The sequence below is a fragment of the Kitasatospora sp. NPDC096077 genome (assembly GCF_040303245.1).
Classification (GTDB): Bacteria; Actinomycetota; Actinomycetes; order Streptomycetales; family Streptomycetaceae; genus Kitasatospora.
In genome coordinates this window covers 130,403-153,669 of record NZ_JBEOSV010000010.1, presented here as the reverse complement: position 1 = coordinate 153,669, position 23,267 = coordinate 130,403, and the positions used below count along the sequence as shown (strand labels likewise).

The 23,267-nt window shown below is 73.8% G+C and carries 21 protein-coding genes; 18 read left to right on the top strand and 3 right to left on the bottom strand.

The genetic code is table 11. The features are described 5' to 3' along the window. Positions 1 to 9: 9 nt before the first annotated feature. Positions 10 to 918, bottom strand: a complete 909-nt coding sequence (locus ABTZ03_RS12975; RefSeq protein ID WP_350512962.1) for a polysaccharide deacetylase family protein — start codon at positions 916 to 918, stop codon at positions 10 to 12. A 258-nt stretch (positions 919 to 1,176) separates the two neighbouring features. Between ABTZ03_RS12975 and ABTZ03_RS12970 the strand changes: the two genes are divergently transcribed. From ABTZ03_RS12970 to ABTZ03_RS12960, 3 genes are all read left to right on the top strand, one after another. Next, the gene (locus ABTZ03_RS12970) at positions 1,177 to 2,061 is read left to right on the top strand and encodes an SAM-dependent methyltransferase (RefSeq protein ID WP_350512961.1); all 885 of its coding nucleotides are present in this window, start codon (positions 1,177 to 1,179) and stop codon (positions 2,059 to 2,061) included. A gap of 99 nt (positions 2,062 to 2,160) precedes the next feature. Continuing rightward, positions 2,161 to 2,736 carry an HD domain-containing protein gene (locus tag ABTZ03_RS12965; RefSeq protein WP_350512960.1) on the top strand — a complete coding sequence of 192 codons (576 nt, stop codon included), beginning with the start codon at positions 2,161 to 2,163 and terminating at the stop codon, positions 2,734 to 2,736. A 38-nt stretch (positions 2,737 to 2,774) separates the two neighbouring features. After that, positions 2,775 to 3,281 (top strand): FBP domain-containing protein, encoded by a 507-nt coding sequence (locus ABTZ03_RS12960; protein ID WP_350512959.1) that lies wholly within the window; start codon positions 2,775 to 2,777, stop codon positions 3,279 to 3,281. Positions 3,282 to 3,299: 18 nt separating this feature from the next. Here ABTZ03_RS12960 and ABTZ03_RS12955 read toward each other — a convergent pair whose 3' ends face one another. Both ABTZ03_RS12955 and ABTZ03_RS12950 read right to left on the bottom strand, forming a co-directional pair. Further along, entirely contained in the window at positions 3,300 to 3,674 is a 375-nt protein-coding gene (locus ABTZ03_RS12955; protein WP_350512958.1) for an RNA-binding S4 domain-containing protein, read from the bottom strand. A gap of 13 nt (positions 3,675 to 3,687) precedes the next feature. Next, on the bottom strand, positions 3,688 to 4,092 hold the full coding sequence (locus ABTZ03_RS12950; protein ID WP_350512957.1) for a VOC family protein: 405 nt from the start codon (positions 4,090 to 4,092) through the stop codon (positions 3,688 to 3,690). A gap of 82 nt (positions 4,093 to 4,174) precedes the next feature. Here ABTZ03_RS12950 and ABTZ03_RS12945 point away from each other — a divergent pair, with 82 nt between their 5' ends. The 15 genes from ABTZ03_RS12945 to cobT all read left to right on the top strand — a co-directional run bounded on the left by ABTZ03_RS12945 (position 4,175) and on the right by cobT (position 23,262). Next, positions 4,175 to 5,440 (top strand): methyltransferase, encoded by a 1,266-nt coding sequence (locus ABTZ03_RS12945; RefSeq protein ID WP_350512956.1) that lies wholly within the window; start codon positions 4,175 to 4,177, stop codon positions 5,438 to 5,440. A 115-nt stretch (positions 5,441 to 5,555) separates the two neighbouring features. Continuing rightward, on the top strand, positions 5,556 to 6,584 hold the full coding sequence (gene argC / locus ABTZ03_RS12940) for an N-acetyl-gamma-glutamyl-phosphate reductase (protein ID WP_350512955.1): 1,029 nt from the start codon (positions 5,556 to 5,558) through the stop codon (positions 6,582 to 6,584). Positions 6,585 to 6,601: 17 nt separating this feature from the next. Beyond that, the gene (gene argJ / locus ABTZ03_RS12935; protein WP_350513013.1) at positions 6,602 to 7,750 is read left to right on the top strand and encodes a bifunctional glutamate N-acetyltransferase/amino-acid acetyltransferase ArgJ; all 1,149 of its coding nucleotides are present in this window, start codon (positions 6,602 to 6,604) and stop codon (positions 7,748 to 7,750) included. A gap of 83 nt (positions 7,751 to 7,833) precedes the next feature. After that, on the top strand, positions 7,834 to 8,766 hold the full coding sequence (gene argB, locus ABTZ03_RS12930; protein ID WP_350512954.1) for an acetylglutamate kinase: 933 nt from the start codon (positions 7,834 to 7,836) through the stop codon (positions 8,764 to 8,766). After that, on the top strand, positions 8,763 to 9,968 hold the full coding sequence (locus ABTZ03_RS12925) for an acetylornithine transaminase (protein ID WP_350512953.1): 1,206 nt from the start codon (positions 8,763 to 8,765) through the stop codon (positions 9,966 to 9,968). Before argB ends, ABTZ03_RS12925 begins: the two co-directional genes overlap by 4 nt. 23 nt (positions 9,969 to 9,991) lie before the next feature. Then, entirely contained in the window at positions 9,992 to 10,540 is a 549-nt protein-coding gene (locus ABTZ03_RS12920; RefSeq protein ID WP_270148298.1) for an arginine repressor, read from the top strand. A gap of 115 nt (positions 10,541 to 10,655) precedes the next feature. Continuing rightward, positions 10,656 to 12,080, top strand: a complete 1,425-nt coding sequence (gene argH / locus ABTZ03_RS12915) for an argininosuccinate lyase (RefSeq protein ID WP_350512952.1) — start codon at positions 10,656 to 10,658, stop codon at positions 12,078 to 12,080. A 108-nt stretch (positions 12,081 to 12,188) separates the two neighbouring features. Further along, positions 12,189 to 12,446 (top strand): hypothetical protein, encoded by a 258-nt coding sequence (locus tag ABTZ03_RS12910; protein ID WP_350512951.1) that lies wholly within the window; start codon positions 12,189 to 12,191, stop codon positions 12,444 to 12,446. A gap of 258 nt (positions 12,447 to 12,704) precedes the next feature. Next, entirely contained in the window at positions 12,705 to 13,208 is a 504-nt protein-coding gene (locus tag ABTZ03_RS12905; RefSeq protein ID WP_350512950.1) for a GNAT family N-acetyltransferase, read from the top strand. A 569-nt stretch (positions 13,209 to 13,777) separates the two neighbouring features. Further along, positions 13,778 to 14,803, top strand: coding sequence for a methionine ABC transporter ATP-binding protein (locus tag ABTZ03_RS12900; protein WP_350512949.1), 1,026 nt, complete (start codon positions 13,778 to 13,780; stop codon positions 14,801 to 14,803). Positions 14,804 to 14,808: 5 nt separating this feature from the next. Further along, positions 14,809 to 15,537 (top strand): methionine ABC transporter permease, encoded by a 729-nt coding sequence (locus ABTZ03_RS12895; protein ID WP_350513012.1) that lies wholly within the window; start codon positions 14,809 to 14,811, stop codon positions 15,535 to 15,537. 58 nt (positions 15,538 to 15,595) lie between these two features. Beyond that, positions 15,596 to 16,420: a MetQ/NlpA family ABC transporter substrate-binding protein gene (locus tag ABTZ03_RS12890; protein ID WP_350512948.1), complete on the top strand. Its 825-nt coding sequence runs from the start codon at positions 15,596 to 15,598 to the stop codon at positions 16,418 to 16,420. Positions 16,421 to 16,639: 219 nt separating this feature from the next. After that, a complete protein-coding gene (locus tag ABTZ03_RS12885) occupies positions 16,640 to 17,275 on the top strand; it encodes a GNAT family N-acetyltransferase (RefSeq protein ID WP_350512947.1) in 636 nt (211 codons plus the stop codon). Between the two features lie 234 nt (positions 17,276 to 17,509). Continuing rightward, a complete protein-coding gene (gene cbiE, locus ABTZ03_RS12880; protein ID WP_350512946.1) occupies positions 17,510 to 18,766 on the top strand; it encodes a precorrin-6y C5,15-methyltransferase (decarboxylating) subunit CbiE in 1,257 nt (418 codons plus the stop codon). Positions 18,767 to 19,248: 482 nt separating this feature from the next. Further along, positions 19,249 to 23,262, top strand: a complete 4,014-nt coding sequence (gene cobT / locus ABTZ03_RS12875) for a nicotinate-nucleotide--dimethylbenzimidazole phosphoribosyltransferase (RefSeq protein WP_350512945.1) — start codon at positions 19,249 to 19,251, stop codon at positions 23,260 to 23,262. Positions 23,263 to 23,267: the final 5 nt, after the last annotated feature.

The following is a 23,267-nucleotide window of genomic DNA, read 5'->3' as shown; positions in this document are numbered from 1 at the left end:
ATCAGCGGCTCAGGCGCAGAGCTGGCTGGCGGTGACCGGCTTGAGCCCCGCCTTGGTCAGCCCGTCCAGGATCGCCGGCAGCGCGTCGATGGTGCACTGGTGGCTCATGTGCAGCGCCACCACCGAGCCGCCGCGCACCGCGTTCAGCACCCGGCGCTGCAGCTCGGCGGCGCTCGGGTCGTTGTAGTCGCGCGGGTCGACGTCGAAGGAGAGCACGTGCTCGTAGCCGACCGCCTTGGCCTGCTCGCGCACCATCGAGGTGGCGTACTGGGCGGCGGAGGGCCGGAACCAGCGGCCGATCGAGCCGGTCAGCCGTTGCAGCCGCTCGGCGCACTGGGCGATCTCGGCGCGGGCCTGGTCCGGGCTCATCGCGGAGATGTCGAGGTGGTTCTGGGTGTGGTTGCCCAGTTCGTGGCCGGCGTCCAGGATCCGCCGGACCATCTGCGGCTGCTGGTCCAGCCAGCTGCCGACCGCCATCACGGTGAGTTTGACGCCGCGTTGCTCGGCGGCCTCCAGCAGGGCGGTGGCGAGCTTCGGGTCGCCGCTGCCGTGACAGGTGAGCGCCACGAGCTTGCCGGTGCGCGAGCCGTGCACCACCTCGTACGGGGTGCCGGCCGCCAGCGGGGGTAGTACGGGCGGGGCGGGGGGGGGGGCGGTGGCCGTGGCGGCGGCCGGGGCCGCTTCGGCCGGGGTCGCCTCGGCGGTGGCGGTCGGGCTGGGGGAGGCGGGTCCCTCGCCGCCGTTCCAGGCCGGGTCGGTGGTGTGCTGGGGGTCGATACTGCCGGGGTGCGCGGCGAACGTCCCGGTCTCGGCGCGCCGGGGCGTGCCGGTGCCGCAGGACGAGAGGAGCCCGCCGGCGGCGGTAAGGGCGGCCAGCTTGGCGGCGGTGCGCAGTACGGTGCGGCGGTCGGCAGTCATCGGCAGTCAGCATAGAGAGGACGGACCCGCCGGGCGATCCGGTGCCGCCATCCGGTGCCGCGGTCCGGGGTCGGGACCGGGGGCCGGCCCCGGGCGCCCTCGGCACCCTCTTTGACGTGCACACATCTTGCTCCTCGGGTGTTGCGGAAACCTGAACTACCGCTGTTTCCACGGCGTGTCCTTGGATACGATCACCGCGCACCGCGTGTTACGGGGCAGTAGGCACATTCCGGCATTGCGCATTGGGGGCGGAACAGGATGCACGAGGACACCGCGGCCATCGACCAGGACACCGGCACCGGCTGGGAGTGGGCCAGAGCCGACGACTGGCAGCCGCCGAGCGAGCTCGACACCGGCATCCCGCACACCGCCCGGATGTACGACTACTACCTGGGCGGCAAGGACAACTTCGAGGCGGACCGCAAGGCCGCCCAGGCCGCGATAGCCGCCTACCCCGCGCTGCCGCTGCTGGCCCGCACCAACCGGCAGTTCCTCGGCCGGGCCGTCGAGTTCGCGGCGGGCCGGGGGATCCGCCAGTTCATCGACATCGGCACCGGCATCCCGGCCGTGGGCTCCACCAACGAGGTCGCCCAGCGGGTCGCCCCGGACGCCCGGGTGGTCTACGTGGACAACGACCCGATCGTCGCCACCCACGCCCGCGCCCTGCTGGCCGGCCACCCGGCCGGGCACACCTCCGTGATCGAGGCCGACCTGCGCGACCCGGAGGCGATCCTGGGCCACCCCGCGCTCGCCGCCGCCGTCGACCTCGGCCGGCCCGTCGCGCTGATGCTGGTCGCCGTCCTGCACTTCATCCGGGACGAGGAGGGCGCCCAGCGGATCGTCCGCACCCTGCGCGAGGCGCTCGCCCCCGGCAGCGCCCTGATCCTCTCCCACGGCAGCCCCGACTTCGCCTCCCGGGAGAGCGCCGCCGAGGGCACCCGGATCTACCGGAGCGCCAGCGCCCCGCTGGTGCTGCGACCCCGGGCCGACGTCGAACCCTTCTTCGGCGACTTCGAGTTCGTCGGCCCCGGGCTCGTCCAACTCCCGCTCTGGCGCCCCGACGCGGGCCACATCCGCACCACCGAGCTGCCCGAGGGCTGGCAGGACGTCTCCGCGTACGCGGGCGTCGCCCTCAAGTCGTGAGCGGGCCCGGTCCCGGCGCCCCCCTCCGGCGCCGGGACCGGTGACCGCACCCTACGTCCGGGTACTGACAGTCCGGCACCGCCGCGGATACCCTGCGGCATGACCACCGTCCGGCCGCCGCTGCCGTCCCTGCCCCCGCTGCCGCCCGACGTCGCCGAACTGCTGCGGACTGTCGACGCCCCGCCCCGACTGGTCGCCCACCTCGCGCTGGTGGCCGAAGTCGCCGAGCGGATCGCCGAGTTCTGGGCCGGGCAGGGACTGGACCTCGACCGCGCGGCCGTCCGGTTCGGCGCCGCCACCCACGACATCGGCAAGGCCGTCCACCCCGAGGAGCTCTCGGCGCCCGGCTCCGCGCACGAACCCGCCGGCTACGCACTGCTGCTGGCCCACGGCGTGCCCGAGCCGCTGGCCCGGTTCGCCCGCAGCCACGCCAGCTGGGGCGAACCCGGCACCACCACCGAGGAGTTGCTGGTCAGCCTGGCGGACAAGGCCTGGAAGAACCAGCGCGTCCAGGACCTGGAGGACCGGGTGGTCGACCGGCTCGCCGCCGCCACCGGCCGGGAACGCTGGGAGGCCTTCCTCGCCCTGGACGACCTGCTCACCCGGATCGGCGAGGACGCCCCGCGGCGGCTCGCCCTGCAGGCCGCGCACCCGGTGCGCACCGGCTGGAATTGACGCGACAGGGCACGCCGGGCGGTGTTAGTTTCCGCCTCATGGAACCACTCGGCGACCTTGAGATCCGCGCGTCCTTCGTCAACTGCTCCAAGGGCGAGGCCCGTCGGCTCAACCTGCCCCGGGGCCTGGCCGAACTCCCCTGGGGGGACTTGGACTTCCTCGGCTGGCGGGACCAGGGCGCACCCGATCGGGCGTACCTGGTGGCGCCGCACGGCGGCGAGCTGGTCGGCGTGACGCTGCGCTCGCCGATGGTCCGGCGCAGCCTGACCAAGACCAACGTCTGCTCGCTGTGCATCACCGCGCACGCCGGGTCGGGCGTCGCCCTGCTGGCGGCCCGCCGGGCCGGGGCGTCCGGGCGCGAGGGCAACACCGTCGGTACGTACATCTGCGCGGACCTCGCCTGCTCGCTCTACGTCCGCGGGGTGAAGAAGTCCACCCTGGTGACCAGGCCGGACGAGTCGCTGCCGCTGGAGCGGCAGATCGCCCGGACGGTGGACAACCTCGATGCCTTCCTCGCCAAGGTGCTCACCGACACCGCTGCGTAGCGTCGTAGCGGGCCCGCCCTAGCGGTGGCGCAGCTGGTCCAGGTCCCGGCGCTCCCGCTTGGTGGGGCGCCCGGCGCCGCGGTCCCGCTCGAAGACCGGTGCGACGAACTCGCGCGGCGGCCGCGGCGGGCTGTTGTCGGTCAGGCACTCCGCCGCGACCGCGGCGCCGACCCGCTTACGGATCAGCTGCCGCACCACGACCACCCGCTCGTACCCCTCCTCGCGGACCCGGACCTCGTCCCCGGCCTTGAGCGTCTGCGCCGGCTTGGCCCGCTCGCCGTTCACCCGCACGTGTCCGGCCTTGCAGGCGGCCGCGGCCAGCGCCCGCGTCTTGGCCAGCCGGACCGACCAGATCCAGGCGTCCACCCGCACGCTTCCCTCGTGTTCAGCCATCCCCGGAGCCTACCTAAGCCGCTGCGGGGGCCTCCTGGACCGCCCAGCCGTTGCCGTCCGGGTCGTTGAAGAACACGAAGTTGTTCCAGGCCTCGCCGTGCCCGTTCACCCGCGCCCCCGCGACGAAGTGCTGGACCGGGCTGACCACCACGCCCCGGGCGGCCAGTTCCGCGTGCGCCTTCTCGATGTCCGGCACCACCAGTTGGAGGCCCTTCACCGAGCCGGGCGCCGCCTCGATCACCCCGGTGCCCACCACGATCGAGCAGGGCGAGCCCGGGGGAGTCAGCTGGACCACCCGGACGCCGTCCCGCAGCCGGGTGTCGTGGTCGACCCTGAAGCCGGCCTGCTCCTCGTAGAAGAGCTTCGCGCGGTCCACGTCCGCCACCGGGACCACCACGACTTCGAGCTTCCAGTCCATCGCCCTCACCCCTCTCGGTCGGGCTCTTCCAGTATCTGCCGAAACCGTTCCCCGGCGGACCTTCGGATAGCCTGAGAACACGATGAATCCGCAGACCACGCCCGCCTCGTCACCGTCCGCAACCACCTTCGCGACCCCCTGGGGCACCCTCGACCTCACCCGCTTCCCGGTGGATCCGCGCGAGCGGCTGCGGGCCTGGGACGCCGCCGACGAGTACCTGCTGCGCCACCTCGCCGGCGAGACCGACAGTGCCGGGGGCGCCGCCACCGAGCTGGCCGGCCGCCGGATCGTCGTCCTCGGCGACCGCTGGGGCGCGCTGACCACCGCGCTGTCCACCGAGCCGGCCACCGCGCCGTCCGCCGAGTCGGCCACCGCACCCGCACCCGCACCGTACGAACCGGTGCAGATCAGCGACTCCCACCTCGGCCGCCAGGCCACCCGGGAGAACCTCGCCCGGGCCGGCGCCGCCGTCGACGAGGCCAGGCTGCTGACCACCCGGGACACCCCGCCGGAGCGGATCGACGTCCTGCTGGTGCGCGTCCCCAAGAGCCTGGCCCTGCTGGAGGACCAGCTGCACCGGCTCGCTCCGGCGATCCACTCCGGCACGGTGGTGATCGGCACCGGCATGGTGACCGAGATCCACACCTCCACCCTCCAGCTCTTCGAGAAGGTCCTCGGCCCGACCCGCACCTCGCTCGCGGTCCGCAAGGCCCGGCTGATCCTCTGCACCCCCGACCCGGCGCTCGACCGCGGCCCCAACCCGTGGCCGCACCGCTACGCGCTGCCGTCCGACATCGGCGCCGCCGCCGGCCGCACCGTGGTGAACCACGCGGGCACCTTCTGCGCCGAGCGGCTCGACATCGGCACCCGCTTCTTCCTGGCCCACCTGCCCACCCCGGCCCCCGGTGACCGGGTGGTCGACCTGGGCTGTGGCAACGGCGTGGTCGGTACGGCCGCCGCGCTGGCCGGTCCGGGTGCCGAGCTGCTGTTCGTGGACGAGTCGCACCAGGCGGTGGCCTCCGCCGAGGAGACCTTCCGCACCAACCTGGGCCCGGACGCCCCGGCCGAGTTCCGCACCGCCGACGCGCTCGACCCGGCGGTGTTCGCCCCGGGCTCGGTGGACCTGGTGCTCAACAACCCGCCGTTCCACTCCCACCAGGCGACCACCGACGCCACCGCCTGGCGGATGTTCACCGGCGCCCGACGGGCACTGCGACCGGGCGGCGAGCTCTGGGTGGTCGGCAACCGCCACCTCGGCTACCACGTGAAGCTGCGCAAGTTGTTCGGCAACTGCCAACTCGTGGCCGGGAACCCGAAGTTCGTGGTGCTGCGGGCGGTCAAGCGCTGACCGGCCCGGTCGCCGGCCGGCCCGCCCCACTCGGGTGGGCCCCGGCCCCACCATGAACTCCTTGCATGGATTTTCCCTCACGCGTATATTCATGCCACGACAAAGGAGGAACGCCATGGCATTGCGAGTCGCCGTCGCCGGCGCGAGCGGGTATGCGGGCGGCGAGGTGCTGCGCCTGCTGCTCGGCCACCCGGAGGTGGAGATCGGGGCGCTGACCGGCGGCTCGAACGCGGGGACCAGACTGGGTGAGCTGCAACCGCACCTGATCCCGCTGGCCGACCGCGTCCTCCAGCCCACCACCCCCGAGGTGCTGGCCGACCACGACGTGGTGTTCCTGGCGCTGCCGCACGGCCAGTCCGCCGCCGTCGCCGAGGCCCTCGGCCAGAACGTCCTGGTGATCGACTGCGGCGCCGACTTCCGGCTCAAGGCCGCCACCGACTGGGAGCAGTTCTACGGCAGCGCCCACGCCGGCACCTGGCCCTACGGCCTGCCCGAACTCCCCGGCCACCGCGCCGCGTTGAAGGGCAGCAACCGGATCGCCGTGCCCGGCTGCTACCCGACCGCCGTCTCCCTGGCGCTCTTCCCGGCCTACGCGGCCGACCTCGCCGAGCCGGAGGCCGTGGTGGTCGCCGCCTCCGGCACCTCCGGCGCGGGCAAGGCCGCCAAGACCCACCTGCTCGGCAGCGAGGTCATGGGCAACGTCAGCCCGTACGGCGTCGGCGGCGTGCACCGGCACACCCCCGAGATGGTGCAGAACCTCAGCCCGGTCGCCGGTCAGCCGGTCACCGTCTCCTTCACCCCCACCCTGGTCCCGATGCCGCGCGGCATCCTGGCCACCTGCTCCGCCAAGGCGAAGCCGGGCGTCACCGCCGGGAGCCTGCGCGCCGCGTACGCCGAGGCGTTCGCCGACGAGCCCTTCGTCCACCTGCTGCCCGAGGGGCAGTGGCCGCAGACCAGCAGCGTCTACGGCGCCAACACCGCCCTGGTCCAGGTCGCCCTGGACGCCACCGCCGGGCGGATCATCGCGATCAGCGCGATCGACAACCTGGTCAAGGGCACCGCCGGCGGCGCGGTGCAGAGCATGAACATCGCCCTCGGTCTCCCCGAGGAGCTGGGCCTTCCGCTGAACGGAGTCGCACCGTGACCACCCCGAACACCGGCGTGACCGCCGCCCAGGGCTTCCGGGCCGCCGGCGTGACCGCGGGCATCAAGGCCTCCGGCACCCCGGACCTCGCCCTGGTGGTCAACGACGGTCCGTCGTTCGCCGCGGCCGGCGTCTTCACCTCCAACCGGGTCAAGGCCGCGCCGGTGCTCTGGTCCCAGCAGGTCCTCAAGGGCGGCCGGGTCTCCGCCGTCGTCCTCAACTCCGGTGGCGCCAACGCCTGCACCGGCCCGGCCGGCTTCCAGGACACCCACGCCACCGCCGAGAAGGTCGCCGCCGAGCTGGAGCTCAACGCCGGCGAGGTCGCCGTCGCCTCCACCGGCCTGATCGGCGTCCGGCTCCCGATGGACATCCTGCTGCCCGGTGTCACCCTGGCCGTCGGCGAGCTCAGCGGGACCGGCGGCGAGGCCGCCGCGATCGCCATCAAGACCACCGACACCGTGCACAAGACCGCCCAGGTCACCAGCCCGGCCGGCTGGACGGTCGGCGGGATGGCCAAGGGCGCGGGCATGCTCGCCCCCGGCCTGGCCACCATGCTGGTCGTGCTCACCACCGACGCCGACCTGGACAGCGCCGCCCTGGACGCCGCGCTGCGCGGCGCCACCCGCACCACCTTCGACCGGATCGACTCCGACGGCTGCATGTCGACCAACGACACCGTGCTGCTGCTCGCCTCCGGCGCCACCGGCACCACCCCGGACCCGGCCGAGTTCGCCGAGGCCGTCCGCACCGTCAGCGCCGACCTGGCCCGCCAGCTGATCGGCGACGCCGAGGGCGCCAGCAAGGACATCCGGATCGACGTCACCGGTGCCGCCACCGAGGACGAGGCGGTCGAGGTCGCCCGCACCATCAGCCGCAACAACCTGCTCAAGTGCGCCATCCACGGCGAGGACCCCAACTGGGGCCGGGTGCTGTCCGCGATCGGCACCACCGCCGCCGCCTTCGACCCCGACCGGCTCGACGTGGCCATCAACGGCGTCTGGGTCTGCAAGGACGGCGGTGTCGGCGAGGACCGCGAGCTGGTGGACATGAAGGGCCGCGAGGTGGTCATCACCGCCGACCTCAACGCCGGTACGGCGAGCGCCTCGGTGTGGACCAACGACCTCACGGCCGACTACGTCCACGAGAACAGCGCCTACTCCAGCTGAACCGCGACGGCCGGCACCGCACGGCCGATCCGCGACATCCCCCCGGCCTGCGGCCGGGGGGACCCCATCGACGAGGGAATCCCGTGCAGATCGCACCCAAGGGCGAACAGGCCCGCAACAACACCGCGCTGCCCAAAGCCCTGACGCTGATCGAGGCGCTCCCGTGGCTGGAGCGCTTCCACGGCAAGACCGTGGTGATCAAGTTCGGCGGCAACGCCATGGTCGACGAGAGCCTCAAGTCCGCCTTCGCCCAGGACGTCGTCTTCCTCCGGTACGCCGGACTGCACCCCGTCGTGGTGCACGGCGGCGGCCCGCAGATCAGCGCCCAGCTGGAGAAGCTCGGCCTGGAGTCCAGCTTCACCAACGGCCTGCGGGTCACCACCCCGGAGACCATGGACGTGGTCCGGATGGTGCTGGCCGGCCAGGTGCAGCGCGAGCTGGTCGGCCTGCTCAACGAGCACGGCCCGTTCGCCGTCGGCATGACCGGCGAGGACGCCCACACCATGACGGCGGTCAAGCGCTACGCCGTGGTGGACGGCGAGCCGGTCGACATCGGCCTGGTCGGCGACATCGTCAACATCGAGGCCGGCGCGGTGAAGGCGCTGATCGCCGACGGCCGGATCCCGGTCATCTCCTCGATCGCCCGCGGCGCCGACGGCCACGTCTACAACATCAACGCCGACACCGCCGCGGCCGCCCTGGCGGTCGCCCTGGGCGCCGAGATGCTGGTGGTGCTGACCGACGTCGAGGGCCTGTACAAGGACTGGCCGAACTCTGACGACGTGATCAGCCAGCTCAACGCCACCGAACTGGAGGGGCTGCTGCCGACCCTGGCCAGCGGCATGCTCCCCAAGATGGAGGGCTGCCTGCGCGCCGTCCGCTCCGGCGTGGGCACCGCCCGCGTGCTGGACGGCCGGGTGCAGCACAGCCTGCTGCTGGAGATCTTCACCGACGAGGGCATCGGCACGATGGTCGTGCCCGACGACGAGCCGACCGTGACCGGGGGACTGGCATGACGCACAACGAGCAGCTCACCGACCGGTGGCAGCACGCCTTCACCGACAACTACGGCACCCCGCGGATCCCGCTGGTGCGCGGCGAGGGCGCCAAGCTCTGGGACGCCGACGGCAAGGAGTACACCGACCTGCTCGGCGGCATCGCCGTCAACGCCCTCGGCACCGCCCACCCGGCCGTGGTCGAGGCGGTCAGCCGACAGATCGCCACCCTCGGCCACGTCTCCAACCTCTTCATGGCCGAGCCGACCATCGCCCTCGCCGAGCGGCTGCTCCGGCTGGACGGCCGGGACGGCGGCCGGGTGTTCTTCTGCAACTCCGGCGCCGAGGCCAACGAGGCCGCCTTCAAGATCAGCCGGCGCACCGGCCGCACCCACCTGGTCGCCCTCCAGGGCGGCTTCCACGGCCGGACCATGGGCGCCCTCGCGCTCACCGGCCAGCCCGCCAAGCAGGACCCGTTCCGCCCGCTGCCCGGCGACGTCACCCATGTCCCGTTCGGCGACGTCGAGGCGCTGCGCGCGGCCGTCACCACCGAGACCGCCGCCGTCTTCCTGGAGCCGATCCAGGGCGAGAACGGCGCGATCCCGCTGCCCGACGGCTACCTGAAGGCGGCCCGCGAGATCACCCGGGCCACCGGCACCCTGCTGGTCCTGGACGAGATCCAGACCGGCGTCGGCCGCACCGGCCACTGGTACGCCCACCAGGCCTTCGAGGGCGTCGAGCCGGACGTGGTCACCCTGGCCAAGGCGCTCGGCGGCGGCCTGCCGATGGGCGCGGTGCTGGCCTTCGGCCCGGCCGCCGACCTGCTCACCCCGGGCCAGCACGGCACCACCTTCGGCGGCAACCCGGTGGCCGCCGCGGCCGGGCTCGCGGTGCTGGACACCATCGAGTCCGAGGGCCTGCTGGAGCACGTGCGCAAGATCGGCGACCGGCTGCGGCACGGCGTCGAGGCCATCGGCGACCCGCTGGTCTCGCACGTGCGCGGCGCCGGACTGCTGCTCGGCATCGTCCTCACCCAGCCGGTCGCGGCCCGGGTGCAGGCCGTCGCCCAGCAGGCGGGCTTCCTGGTCAACGCCGCCGTCGCGGACGCCGTACGGCTCGCGCCCCCGCTGGTGCTCACCGAGCAGGAGGCGGACGCCTTCCTCGCCGCGCTGCCGGGCATCCTCCGGACGGTCCGCGAGAGCGCCCCGGCCGATGCGAGCTGACCGTCGTCCGGGAGAATAATCACATGACCGATTCCCGCTCCGGCCCCTCCGCCGCCGGCCCGACGCCGCAGGTCCCACAGACCCGCACCGCGCGCCACCGGCGGATCGTGGACCTGCTCACCCGCCAGCCCGTGCGTTCGCAGAGCCAGCTCGCCAAGCTGCTCGCCGACGACGGACTCGTGGTCACCCAGGCCACCCTCTCCCGGGACCTGGACGAGCTGGGCGCGGTCAAGATCCGCAACCGGGACGGCGCACTGATCTACGCCGTCCCCGCCGAGGGCGGCGACCGCACGCCGCGCGCCCCGATGGGGGAGTCGGCCAGCGAGGGCCGGATGGCCCGGCTGGCCGGCGAGCTGATGGTCTCCGCGACCGCCTCCGGCAACCTGGTGGTGCTGCGCACCCCGCCCGGGGCCGCCCAGTTCCTCGCCTCGGCGATCGATCAGGCGGAGGTGTTCGAGATCATCGGCACCATCGCGGGCGACGACACCGTGCTGCTGATCAGCCGCGACCCGGCCGGCGGCCAGGCGCTGGCCGACCACCTGATGCAACTCGCCCAGGCCAAGGCCCAGTAGGGCCGCGGCCACCGGAACCCCGGTCGAAGGATCCCCTTCGACCGGGGTTTTGTGTTTCATACGGTGTGATGCATACTTATGCCACCCACCGTACATGTGTGAAGGAGCCACCGCGATGACGGCCCAGCAGTCCTCCGACGTCCGCCTCTGGGGCGCGCGCTTCGCCGACGGCCCGTCCGAGGCGCTGGCCCGGCTCTCCGCCTCGGTCCACTTCGACTGGCGGCTCGCGCCGTACGACATCGCCGGCTCCAAGGCCCACGCCCGGGTGCTGCACAAGGCCGGACTGCTCTCCGACGAGGAGCTGGCCGGCATGCTGGCCGGCCTCGACCAGCTGCTCGCCGACGTCCAGGCCGGCACCTTCGTCGGCACCGTCGTGGACGAGGACGTCCACACCGCCCTGGAGCGCGGCCTGCTGGAGCGCCTCGGCGCCGAACTCGGCGGCAAGCTGCGGGCCGGGCGCTCGCGCAACGACCAGATCGCCACCCTCTTCCGGATGTACCTGCGGGACCACGCCCGGACCATCGGCGGCCTGCTGCTCGACCTCCAGCACGCCCTGGTCGGCCTCGCCGAGGCCCACCCGGACACCGCGATGCCGGGCCGCACCCACCTCCAGCACGCCCAGCCGGTGCTCTTCGCCCACCACGTCCTCGCGCACGTGCAGGCCCTCGGCCGGGACGCCGAGCGGCTGCGCCAGTGGGACGCCCGCACCGCCGTCTCCCCGTACGGCTCCGGCGCGCTGGCCGGCTCCTCGCTCGGCCTCGACCCGCAGGCGGTCGCCGCCGACCTCGGCTTCGAGGGCGGCTCGGTCGGCAACTCCATCGACGGCACCGCCTCGCGCGACTTCGTCGCCGAGTTCGCCTTCGTCACCGCGATGATCGGGATCAACCTCTCCCGGATCGCGGAGGAGGTGATCATCTGGAACACCAAGGAGTTCGGCTTCATCACCCTGCACGACGCCTTCTCCACCGGCTCCTCGATCATGCCGCAGAAGAAGAACCCGGACATCGCCGAGCTGGCCCGCGGCAAGTCCGGCCGGCTGATCGGCAACCTGACCGGCCTGCTGGCCACCCTCAAGGCGCTGCCGCTCGCCTACAACCGGGACCTCCAGGAGGACAAGGAGCCGGTCTTCGACTCCTGCGACACCCTGGAGGTGCTGCTGCCCGCGTTCACCGGGATGATGGCCACCCTCACCGTGCACCGCGAGCGGCTGGAGGAGCTGGCCCCGGCCGGCTTCTCGCTTGCCACCGACATCGCCGAGTGGCTGGTCAAGCAGGGCGTGCCGTTCCGGGTCGCGCACGAGGTGGCCGGCGCCTGCGTCAAGGTCTGCGAGGGCCAGGGCATCGAGCTGTCCGACCTGACGGACGAGCAGTTCGCCTCGATCTCCGAGCACCTGACCCCCGACGTCCGGTCGGTGCTCAGCGTGCACGGCGCCATCGCCTCCCGCAACGGGCGCGGCGGCACCGCCCCCTCGGCCGTCGCGGTCCAGCTCGCCGAGGTGAAGGCGGACCTGGCGCGGCAGCAGGAGTGGACCCAGAACTGACGCCTGGGGCAGCGTGCGAGGGGCGCGGCGGTCCGACCGGCGCGCCCCTCCCGCGTGCGTGCCCCGGCCCGGGCGTAACCGGCTCCGCCCGGGCCCGTCAAGCACGGTGTGTGCACCCCCCTTCCGCCCGTCCCCTCCGCCGAGGACGTCTACCTCGCCGAACGTCGCCGCCGCGTGGTCCGGGAGACCGTCGCCGCGCTGCCCGGCCGCTGTCCGCAACTGGTCGCCGCCCTCGCCGAGGATCCGCCGCCCACCTACCGCGAGCTCTCCGAACGCCTCGGCATGCCACGCGGCTCCATCGGCCCCACCCGCTCCCGCTGCCTGGCCTGCCTGCGGCTCCTCCTGCGCGCCGAGCGCTACCCCTGACCGGGCGGCCCCGCCCGTCCGCGGCCGCCCTCACCCGGGCGCCCCACAGCCGCCGCCGCCCCGCGCCCGGCGCGTCGCCCCCGCCGCCACTCCGGCGTGACCCTTGCCACGTCTGGCCCTCCGAAGGTTGAGGGAAGCTGACACCCGGGTAGCACGCTGGCGAACGTCACTCTTGACGGTGGCGCGTCCACTCGGATACTGAGCGTGAGCGCGCCACCCTCTGCGCGCCGGGCACGACGACTGGGGAGGCCCCTCCACATGGGCATGAGCGTGATCATCTCGGCCGCGGCGGCCGAGGACGCGGAGCAGATCCTCAAGCTCCAGTACCTGGGCTACCAGCCCGAGGCGGAGCTGTACGGCGACTGGGCGATCGAGCCCCTGACACAGAGCCTGGAGAGCCTGCGCGCCGAACTGACCGAGCAGCACGTCCTGGTCGCCCGGCTGGGCGACGAGGTGGTCGGCGCCGTCCGCGGGCACGTCGACGCCGAGGGCATCGGCCGGATAGGGCGTCTGGTGGTCCACCCCCGGATGCAGCGGCACGGCCTGGGCGGCCGCCTCCTGGACGCGCTGGAGCGCCGGATGGCCGAGGACGGCCGCCCGGTGACGGTCTTCCGGCTGTTCACCGGCCACCGGAGCCTCGGCAACCTGCGGCTCTACGCCCGCCAGGGCTACCGGCAGACCGCCGTCGAGCCGGTCACCAGCCGGCTGAGCGTCGTGCACCTGGAGAAGCCGGTCGCCGCCCCGCTCGCCAGGACCGCCTGAGCGCCGCCCGCACCCGGGCATCCTCGACCGACCTCGACGCCGCCGCCATCCGGACCCCGGGTGGGCGGCGTCGAGGCGTTCCACCCCGGCCCCCGCAGGCCGGTGTCCGCAATGCGGACAGTCGGGCCCGAACAGTTGGGCGGGAATCGACCCATCTGTTTTACTGGCTCACATGACTGCGACGACGAACTGGACCCCCACCGGCACGCTGCCGGCAGGTGAGCGTGCCATGTGCCGTCGAATGTGTCACTGCTGAGGGCCACCGCCCCCGGCACCCACTGAGGGTGCCACCCCCTCGCGCCCCGAAGCGAGACTCCGGCGCCGCTCCCGCCCGTGCGAGCGCGCCCCCTCCCGGAAACCGGAAGTCCCGGACCCTCCCCTCCGGCGTGCCCGCCCGCGGCCGTCGATGACTCGTTAGGGCCACGCCGTCGCGCGGCCCGGCCGTTCTGCGGCCACGATCAAGGGGTGGCAGGTCCGGATCCCCCTGGTGAGGCGTCGTGGAACGCCGCCGACCGCACCGCGGTCGGTCGGCCGACACCGCCGCCCGCCCCCGACCCACGGAAGCAGCTGTGATCACCACCACGGACCTGACGAAGGTCTACCGTTCCCGAGGCCGCGAGGTGACCGCCCTCGCCGGCGTCGACCTGCACGTCCGCCCGGGCGAGGTCTACGGAGTCGTCGGCACCAGCGGTGCCGGCAAGTCCACCCTCATCCGCTGCGTGAACATGCTGGAGCGCCCGACCTCCGGCACGGTCACCGTGGACGGGGTCGAACTCACCGCGCTGTCCGGCGGCGAGAACCGGGCCGGCAAGGACCTGCGCGAGGCGCGCCGCCGGATCGGCATGGTCTTCCAGCACTTCAACCTGCTCTCCTCCCGCACGGTGCAGCAGAACGTCGAGCTCCCGCTGGAGATCATCGGCCTGGACCGCACCCAGCGCCGCCGCAAGGCCGCCGAGCTGCTCGACCTGGTCGGCCTCGCCGACAAGGCCCGCAGCTACCCCAACCAGCTGTCCGGCGGCCAGAAGCAGCGGGTCGGCATCGCCCGCGCCCTGGCCGGCGACCCCAAGGTGCTGCTCTCCGACGAGGCCACCTCGGCGCTCGACCCGGAGACCACCCGCTCGATCCTCAAGCTGCTGCGCGACCTCAACCAGCAGCTGGGCCTGACGGTCCTGCTGATCACCCACGAGATGGACGTCATCAAGTCCGTCTGCGACTCCGCCGCCCTGATGCGCGGCGGCCGGGTGGTGGAGTCCGGCGAGCTGACCGACCTGCTGTCCGAGCCCGGCTCCGAACTGGCCCGCGAGCTGTTCCCGCTGAGCGAGTTCGGCACCGGCCACCCGGGCGCGACCGTGCTGGAGATCACCTTCCAGGGCGACACCCCGGCGCAGCCGTTCGTCTCCCAGCTGGCCCGCACCTACCAGATCGACATCAACATCCTCGGTGCCGCGGTGGAGACCATCGCCGGCCGGATGGTCGGCCGGATGCGGGTCGAGCTGCCCGGCGGCCACCAGGACAACGTGGTGCCGATCGGCTACCTGCGCGAGCAGGGCCTGCAGGTGGACGTGATCGGCGCGGCGGACGGAGCGGTGGCATGAGCGGTCTGAGCTGGGACCAGATGCAGGAACTGATGTGGCCCGCCACCCAGGAGACCTTCCAGATGGTCGGGGTCTCGACCCTGTGCACCGTGCTGATCGGTCTGCCGCTCGGCGTGCTGCTGGTGCTCACCTCCAAGGGCGGCGCGCTGCAGAACCAGCCGGTGAACAAGGTGCTCGGCGCGGTGGTGAACCTCACCCGCTCGCTGCCGTTCATCATCCTGATGATCGCGCTGATCTCCTTCACCCGCTGGCTGACCGGCAACTCCCTGGGCTGGCAGGCCGCGACCGTCCCGCTGACCGTCGGCGCGATCCCGTTCTTCGCCCGACTGGTCGAGACCTCCGTCCGGGAGGTCGACCGCGGGCTGATCGAGGCCGTCCAGGCGATGGGCGGCAGCACCTGGACGCTGGTCCGCAAGACGCTGGTGCCCGAGGCGCTGCCCGGCATCGTCGCCTCCGTCACCACCACGGTCATCGCCCTGATCGGCTACTCCGCGATGGCCGGCACGGTCGGCGGCGGCGGTCTGGGCGACCTCGCCTACCGGTACGGCTACCTGCGCTTCGAGACCACCTTCATGTGGATCATCGTGGCCGAGATCGCGATCATCGTCACGATCATCCAGCTGGCCGGCGACTACGCCGTGCGCCGGCTGGCCAACCGGGGCCGCGGCGGCGGACGCACCCGCCTGCTCCGCCCGCGCGCCACCGCCCCCGACGACGAACTCGTCGCCTCCTAGACCTCCCCCGTCCGACCTCCGGACGCGGCTCCCCGCATCACGCAGAAAGGCACTTTTCGTGCGCAACGTTGTGAAGTCCCTCAGTGTCCTCGCCACCGCCGGCCTCGCCCTGTCGCTGGCCGCCTGCGGCAGCTCGGGTTCCTCCTCCTCGGACCCGAACGCGCCGCTGAAGGTCGTGGCCAGCCCGACCCCGCACGCGCAGATCCTCAAGTTCGTCAAGGACAACCTCGCGGCCAAGGCGGGCCTCAAGCTCGACATCAAGGAGGTCACCGACTACGTGACCCCCAACACGGCGGTGCAGGACGGTTCGGCCGACGCCAACTACTTCCAGCACCTGCCGTACCTGGAGGACTTCAACAAGAAGAACGGCACGGACATCGTGTCGGTCGAGCCGGTGCACCTGGAGCCGCTGGGCGTCTACTCCAAGAAGGTCAAGTCGCTCAACGACCTGCCGAACGGCGCCACCATCGGCCTGCCGAACGACGCCACCAACGAGGGCCGGGCGCTCAAGCTGCTCGCCGACAACAAGCTGATCACCCTCAAGGACGGCGCCGGCACCGCCGCCACCCCGGCGGACGTCACCGGCAACCCGAAGGGCTTCAAGTGGAAGGAGCTGGAGGCCGCCCAGGTCCCCCGCTCCCTCGCCGACCTGGACGCCGGTGTGATCAACGGCAACTACGCGATCGACTCGGGCCTGAAGCCGACCACCGACGCGCTGGTGCTGGAGAAGGCCGAGGGCAACCCGTACGCCAACATCCTCGCCGTCAAGAAGGGCAAGGAGAACGACCCGCGGGTGAAGAAGCTGGCCGAGCTGCTGCACTCCGACGAGGTCAAGAAGTACATCAACGACACCTTCCAGGGGTCGGTCATCCCGGCCTTCTGACCGACCCGACCGACCTGACCGTCGTACGGTCACACCTCGCGCAGCGCCCGACCGGGCCCCCGCCGCACCTCGGCGGGGGCCCGGTCGGGCAGTATGCACCAGGGACACCACGGCAGACCGGGTTCTGACGTACCGTCGTGCGGGCGGCGCACCGCGTGATGGCCGGTGCGCGACGGAGGCGTACGGTGTTGTGTTCACGACCCGGCGAGGAGAGACGGCATGGCAGCGAGCTTCCCCGAGACCGCCATCAGCACCGAGCGGCTGCTGCTGCGACCCCTTGCGGAGGACGACGCCCCCGGCCTGGCCACCATGATGGCCGACGACCTCGTGCTGGCCTGGACCGACCTCCCGCACCCCTTCACCGAGGAGTACGCGGCCGAACTCGCCCGCACCCTCGCCCCCGCCCACCGCGCCGAGGGCCGCGGCATCGTCTTCGCCGTCACCGAGCACCTCACCCAGCGCCTGGTCGGCCTGGTCGAACTGCGCAACACCGACTGGCGGCTGCGCAGCACCGAGATCTCCTACGTCACCGCCGTCTGGGCACGCGGCGAGGGCTACGCCCCGGAGGCCGTCCTCGGCGTCGCCCAGTGGCTGTTCGAGGACCGCGGCTTCCTGCGCCTGGAACTGCGCACCGCCGCCGGGAACACCGCCGCCCAGCAGGTCGCCCAGAAGATCGGCGGCATCAGCGAGGGCGTGCTGCGCAGTGCCTGGATAGTCCGCGGCGAGTCCGGCGAGGTCGTGGTGGACAGCCGCAGCGACCTGATCCTGTGGAGCCTGCTCCCGGAGGACCTGGAGTCGCCCGAACTGCACCACGACGGCTGGCACGGCGACCACCGCTACGTGCTGCGCGACTGATCCCCCGCTGGTCACCCGCCCGGCGCGGACATGTGTGCGAGTTGTCGTCCTCCGGACGACCGCACCCGGTAGCCTCTCACCGGTGCCACCCAACGGGCCCCGCGGAGCCGACGCAGCGCCACCGACGCGGCGGGCCGCCCCGGACCGCCGGCACCGGCCCGTCGGCACCTGTCCGCCGGCACCGAGCCGCCGGCGCGACGAGCCGCGCATCGAGTCGAGGGAGAACGGCCGCAGATGGCTGACCGGATCACGGTCATCGGGTGGGACGGTACGCCGCTGACCGAGGCCGCCGGTGCGGCCCTCGCCGCGGCGACCCTGGTGGCCGGAGCCCCCTACCAACTGGACGCCCTCCCGGTACCGGAGGCGGCGGAGCGGCTCGCCCTCGGCAACGTCCAGCAGGCCGCCCGCACGATCGCCGAGCACCGCGGCGCCGCCGTCGTGGTCGCCGAGGGCGACCCGGGCTTCTTCGGCGTGGTGCGCACCCTGCGCCGCCCCGAGTACGGCCTCGAACTCGAAGTCCTGCCCGCCGTCTCCTCCGTGGCCACCGCCTTCGCCCGGGCCGGCATGCCCTGGGAGGACGCCCAGGTGGTCAGCGCCCACGGCGGCCGGCTGCGCCGCGCCGCCAACATCTGCCGGGCCCACCCCAAGGTCGCGGTGCTCACCGCCCCGGGCGCCGGTCCCGGCGAACTCGCCCTGATGCTGCGCGGGGTGCACCGGACCTTCGTGGTCTGCGAGGCCCTCGGCACTCCGGAGGAGGACGTCACCGTCCTCACCTCCGACCGGATCGCCGACCACGTCTGGCGCGACCCCAACGTGGTGCTGGTGATCGGCGGCGGCGCCCAGGCCGGCCCGCTCGGCGAGGCGGCCGGCTGGCTGGCGGGGCGCCCGCTCGGCTACCCCGGCGCGGACCGCGGCTGGGCGCTCCCCGGTGACGCCTACGCGGGCGCCGGGCGCACGGAGGGTCAGCCGGGCGCGTCGGAGGCGCTGCCCGCGCACGTGCGCGCCCTGGTGCTGGCCCGTCTGGGTGCGCGTCCCGGGGACCTGGTCTGGTCGGTCGGCGCCGGCAGCGGCGCCCTCGCCGTGGAGGCGGCCCGGTTCGGCGCCGCCGTGGTCGCGGTCGAGTCCTCCCGCTCGGCCTGCGCCCGGCTCACCGTCAACGCCCGCCGGTACGGGGTCGAGGTGGAGACCGTCCACGGGCAGGGCCCCGAGGTGCTCGGCGGACTGCCCGAGCCGGACGCCGCGGTGGTGGAGTCCGGCGGGCTGGACGTGGTGCGGGCGGTGCTGGCCCGCAAGCCGGAACGCTTCGTCGCGGTGGCCCGGACCTTCGCCGAGGCCGAGGAGATCCACCGGGCCATCGCCGGGGCCGGCTACCGGGCGGACGGCGCGCTGCTGCAGTCCACCCCGCTGCGGTCCGCCGAGGAGGGCGGCGCACTGACGCTCGGAACGGGCCCGGGCGGCGCACTGCTGCTCTGGGGTGAGCAGATCGTGTGAAGGCCTCGGGTGCGCGGCGGAGCCGCGGGTGGACCCTGCGGTGATCCAGGTCGCATCCGGACACCGATTCGAGAGGTCACCGCGCCGGGCCGGTAGTGTGGCGTCCCAGGCAGCTGCAGCCGCCAGCGACCCACCCGATTCGGTCGGTTTGTCACCTTTTTGACGTGGTGCAACCCGGTTCCGCTCGGAGTGTGGGCAATTCGACGGGCCGCGTGCCGGACCTGGAGAATGCCGTAGGGTCCGGAGCGGTCGTACCGGTTGCTCCGGGTTGTCGTTGATTCGGACGGCACACCGTCCGTACGGGCGGGGCCCGGACCGGGGTGCCGCAGCGCGCCGGAAGGACTTGGGCCGCAGCGCCACGGCGCGGCGGCCGCGTGTGGTTGAGGGGCGGGTCGGTGAAGGCGCGGCCCGTGCGGATGGGCGCTGCGGTCGGTGATCGCGTCGCCAAGGGGCGCGGCAGCGGCCTGGAAGGAGCTTTGACAATGACCGATGGCGGCCATGTCCCGGGCGAGGGACAGCCGGAGCACCTGCACGTCGGGCCCGGCCCGCTCGGCGGACCGGAGGGCGTCGCGGGCGTTGCACCCCTGCAGGGCGTCGCGACCGACGGCGGCGTGATCCCCAATCCGGCGGCGCCGGTCGGCGGCCTGCCCGGCGCGGTGCCCCCCGGCGCGGGCGTGATCCCGTCGCAGGGCCAGCCGGCCTTCGAGGGCCAGCCGACCTTCACCGTCCCCGGCGTGCCCGCCCCGGCCGCCCCGGGCGAGGGCTGGACCGTCGACCAGGGCGCCCCGCGCCCGGCCTTCCACTTCGTCGACCAGCCGGACGGGCTGGACGACGAGGACGACGTCCTGCTGATGCCCGGCCCGCAGGGCTCCTGGGGCGCCGAGCAGGCGCCGTTCGCGGCGCAGCCGGACGGCGTCCCGGTCGAGCCGTCCTGGCCGCCGGTCGACCCGCCGGTGCTCGGTGGTGACCACGCCCAGCAGCCGCCGCTCCAGGCCGCCCCGGCGCAGCCGCACGCGCAGCAGCCGATGACGCAGGCTCAGCAGCCGCGCCGCCCGCTGCACGCCGGCCCGCCGATCCCGGACCCCTCGCTGATGACCGGCCAGGTGCCGGTCCGTTCGCTGGCCGACCGCGGCCCCTCGCAGGGCGGCACCCCGGCCCACGGCATCCCGGTCGTCGGCCGGCCGCCGATGGGCGAGGCCGTCGCGCCGCAGGCCGTACCGATGGCGCCCACCGCGCCGGTTCCCCCGGTGACCACCACGGTCGAGGCCGGGCCGGAGGTTCACCAGGTGCCGCAGGGCCAGGGGTACCAGCAGGTGCCGCTGGCCTCGCAGCCGGTCGAGGGGATGCTGGCCGTGGAGACGGTCGGGGCCATCGAGGTGATCGAGGTCGTCGAGCTTCCGGAGGCGGTCCAGGCCGGCCAGGCCGTGCCGGTCGCCGAAGCCGTACCGGTCCCGCCGGTGGCCGAGGCCGCTCAGGCCGTCGCGGTCGAGCCGGTGCCGGTGGAGGCCGCCGCCCAGCCGGTCGTCGAGGCTCCCGCGGTGGAAGGCGTCGCGGTCGAGACCGTGGTCGTCGACGCCGCCGTGGAGTCCGCGGTGGTCGAGTCCGTGGTGGTCGAGGCCGTGGTGGTCGAGGCCGCTGCCGAGGCCGTCGTCGCGGAGGCCACGGCCCCCGCCGAGCAGCCCGAGGCCGCCGCCCCGGCCGGTCAGCCGCGCCGGATCTCCGCCTTCCTCGCCGCGCCGACCCCGCACGGCCTGCCCAAGGTCGAGGCGGCCCAGCAGGCGCCGGTGGCCGAGGAGGCGGTTCAGGAGCGGCCCGCCCCCATAGCGGCCGCCGACGCGCCGCCGCAGGCTGTCGAGCCGGTCCCGGCCGTCGAGGCGGTTCCGGAGGCCGAGCAGGTCACCGAGGTCGCCGAGGTCACCGAGGCCGTGGAAGCCGTGACGGTGGATCAGGCCGTCGTGGTCGAGCCGGTCGCCGAGACCGCCGCCGGCACCGGTGAGATGCCCTCCGGTCAGGCCGTCGCCGAGACCGTTGAGCAGCAGCCCGCCGCCGAGCCCGATGTCGTCGAGTCTGCCGATGTCGTCGAGTCCGTCGTCGCCGAGACGGTCGAGGCCGTCGCCGAGGCCGTCGTGGAGGCCGTCGCCGAGGGTGGGCAGCCGGAGGCCGTCCCGGCCGAGTCGCCCGCCGAGGCCCCGGCCGAGCCGGTCGCGGAGCAGGGCGAGCAGCCGGAGCAGCCCGTCGAGGCCGCAGCCCAGCAGCCGACCGAGCAGTCCGTCGAGGCCGTCTCCCCGGAGACCGAGCAGCAGTCGGCCGCCGAGTCGACCGTCGAGCCTGCCGACCCGGCCGCCGAACAGCCCGCCGAGGCCCCGGCCGAGCCGGCTGCGGACCAGGCCGAGCCGGTCGCCGACCAGGCCGAGGCCGCCGTCGCGCCGGAGGCCGTCCAGGAGGAGGCTCCCGCCGCCGAGCAGGCCGCGGAGCAATCGGTCGAGCAGCCCACCGAGCCGGTCACCGAGCAGCCCGAGGCCCCCGCCGAGCAGCCCGTCGAGGCGTCCGCCGCCGAGGAGCCGCAGCCCGAGGCCCAGCCCGAGCAGCCCGCCGACCAGCAGCCCGAGCAGCCCGCCGAGCCGGTGGAGCCGACCGAGGCCCCGGTGGAGGCCCCGACCGAGCTCCAGGCCGAGGCCCCGGCCGCCGAGGACGAGCAGCCCGTCGAGCCCACCGAGCCCGAGCAGCCCGCCGAGCCCCGCGGCCCCGCCGCCCCCGGCTACGACGAGGCCGGCCGCGACGCCGTCCACCAGGTGATCCGCGAGCGCCGCGACATCCGCAACGGCTTCCGCCCCGACCCGATCCCGCACGAGGTACTGATCCGGGTCCTGGAGGCCGCCCACACCGCGCCCAGCGTCGGCTACTCCCAGCCGTGGGACTTCGTGGTGATCCGCTCCGCGAAGACCCGCAAGCGGATGCACGCCCTGGCCGAGCGCCAGCGCGAGGCGTACGCGGACTCGCTGCCGAAGGGCCGGGCCAAGCAGTTCCGGGAGATCAAGATCGAGGCCATCCTCGACACCCCGGTGAACATCGTGGTCACCGCCGACCGCACCCGCGGCGGCCGGCACACCCTCGGCCGGCACACCCAGCCGCAGATGGCCCCGTACTCGGCCGCCCTGGCCGTGGAGAACCTCTGGCTGGCCGCCCGCGCCGAGGGCCTGGGCGTCGGCTGGGTGAGCTTCTTCGACGACGAGCAGCTGGTCCGCGAGCTCGGCCTGCCCGAGCACCTGGAGGTCGTCGCCTACCTGTGCGTCGGCTTCGTCGACGAGTTCCCGGACGAGCCCGAGCTGGAGCAGCAGGGCTGGGCGAAGAAGCGCCCGCTCGCCTGGGTCGTCCACGAGGAGCAGTACGGCAACCGCGCGCTGCCCGGCGAGGAGCCGCAGAGCCTGCTCGCCGACACCCTGCGCGGCATCCGCCCGCTGGACGCCAAGGCGCTCGGCGAGGCCTGGGACCGCCAGAAGCGGATGACCAAGCCGGCCGGCTCGCTCGGCATGCTGGAGATCATCTCCGCCCAGCTGTGCGGCCTGTCCCGCAAGTGCCCGCCGCCGATCCCGGAGCCCGCCTGCGTGGCGATCTTCGCGGGTGACCACGGCGTGCACGCCCAGGGGGTCAGCCCGTGGCCGCAGGAGGTGACCGCCCAGATGGTCGGGAACTTCCTGGCCGGGGGAGCGGTGATCAACTCCTTCGCCAAGCAGATCGGCACCGAGGTCTGCGTGGTGGACGTCGGCGTCGCCGCCGAGCTGCCGCAGGCCGTCCAGCAGGGCCGGGCCACCGGCCTGCTGCCGCGCAAGGTCAGGCCCGGCACGGCCGACATGACCCAGGGTCCGGCGATGACCCGCGAGGAGGCCCTGCAGGCCGTCGAGGTCGGCATCGAGACCGCCCGCGACCTGGTCGCGGCGGGCAACAAGGCGCTGGTCACCGGCGACATGGGCATCGCCAACACCACCGCCTCGGCCGCCCTGATCTCGGTGTTCACCGGCCTCGACCCGGCCGAGGTCACCGGCCGCGGCACCGGCATCGACGACGAGACCCACGCCCGCAAGATCGAGGTCATCCGCGCCGCGCTGGCCCTGCACCAGCCCGACCCGAACGACCCGATCGGCGTCCTCGCCGCGGTCGGCGGCCTGGAGCACGCGGCCATCGCCGGCTTCCTGCTGGGCGCCGCCTCGCTGCGCACCCCGGTGGTGCTGGACGGCGTGATCGCCGGTTCGGCCGCGCTGGTCGCCAAGGCGATCGCCCCCGAGGTGCTGGCCGCCTGCATCGCCGGCCACCGCTCCGCCGAGCCCGGCCACCAGGCCGCGCTGGCCAAGCTGGGCCTGCGTCCGCTGATCGACCTGGACCTGCGGCTCGGCGAGGGCACCGGTGCCCTGCTGGCGCTTCCGCTGGTGCAGAGTGCGGCCCGCGCGATGCACGATGTAGCCACCTTCGACTCCGCCGGGGTCACCGAGAAGGCCTGACGCAC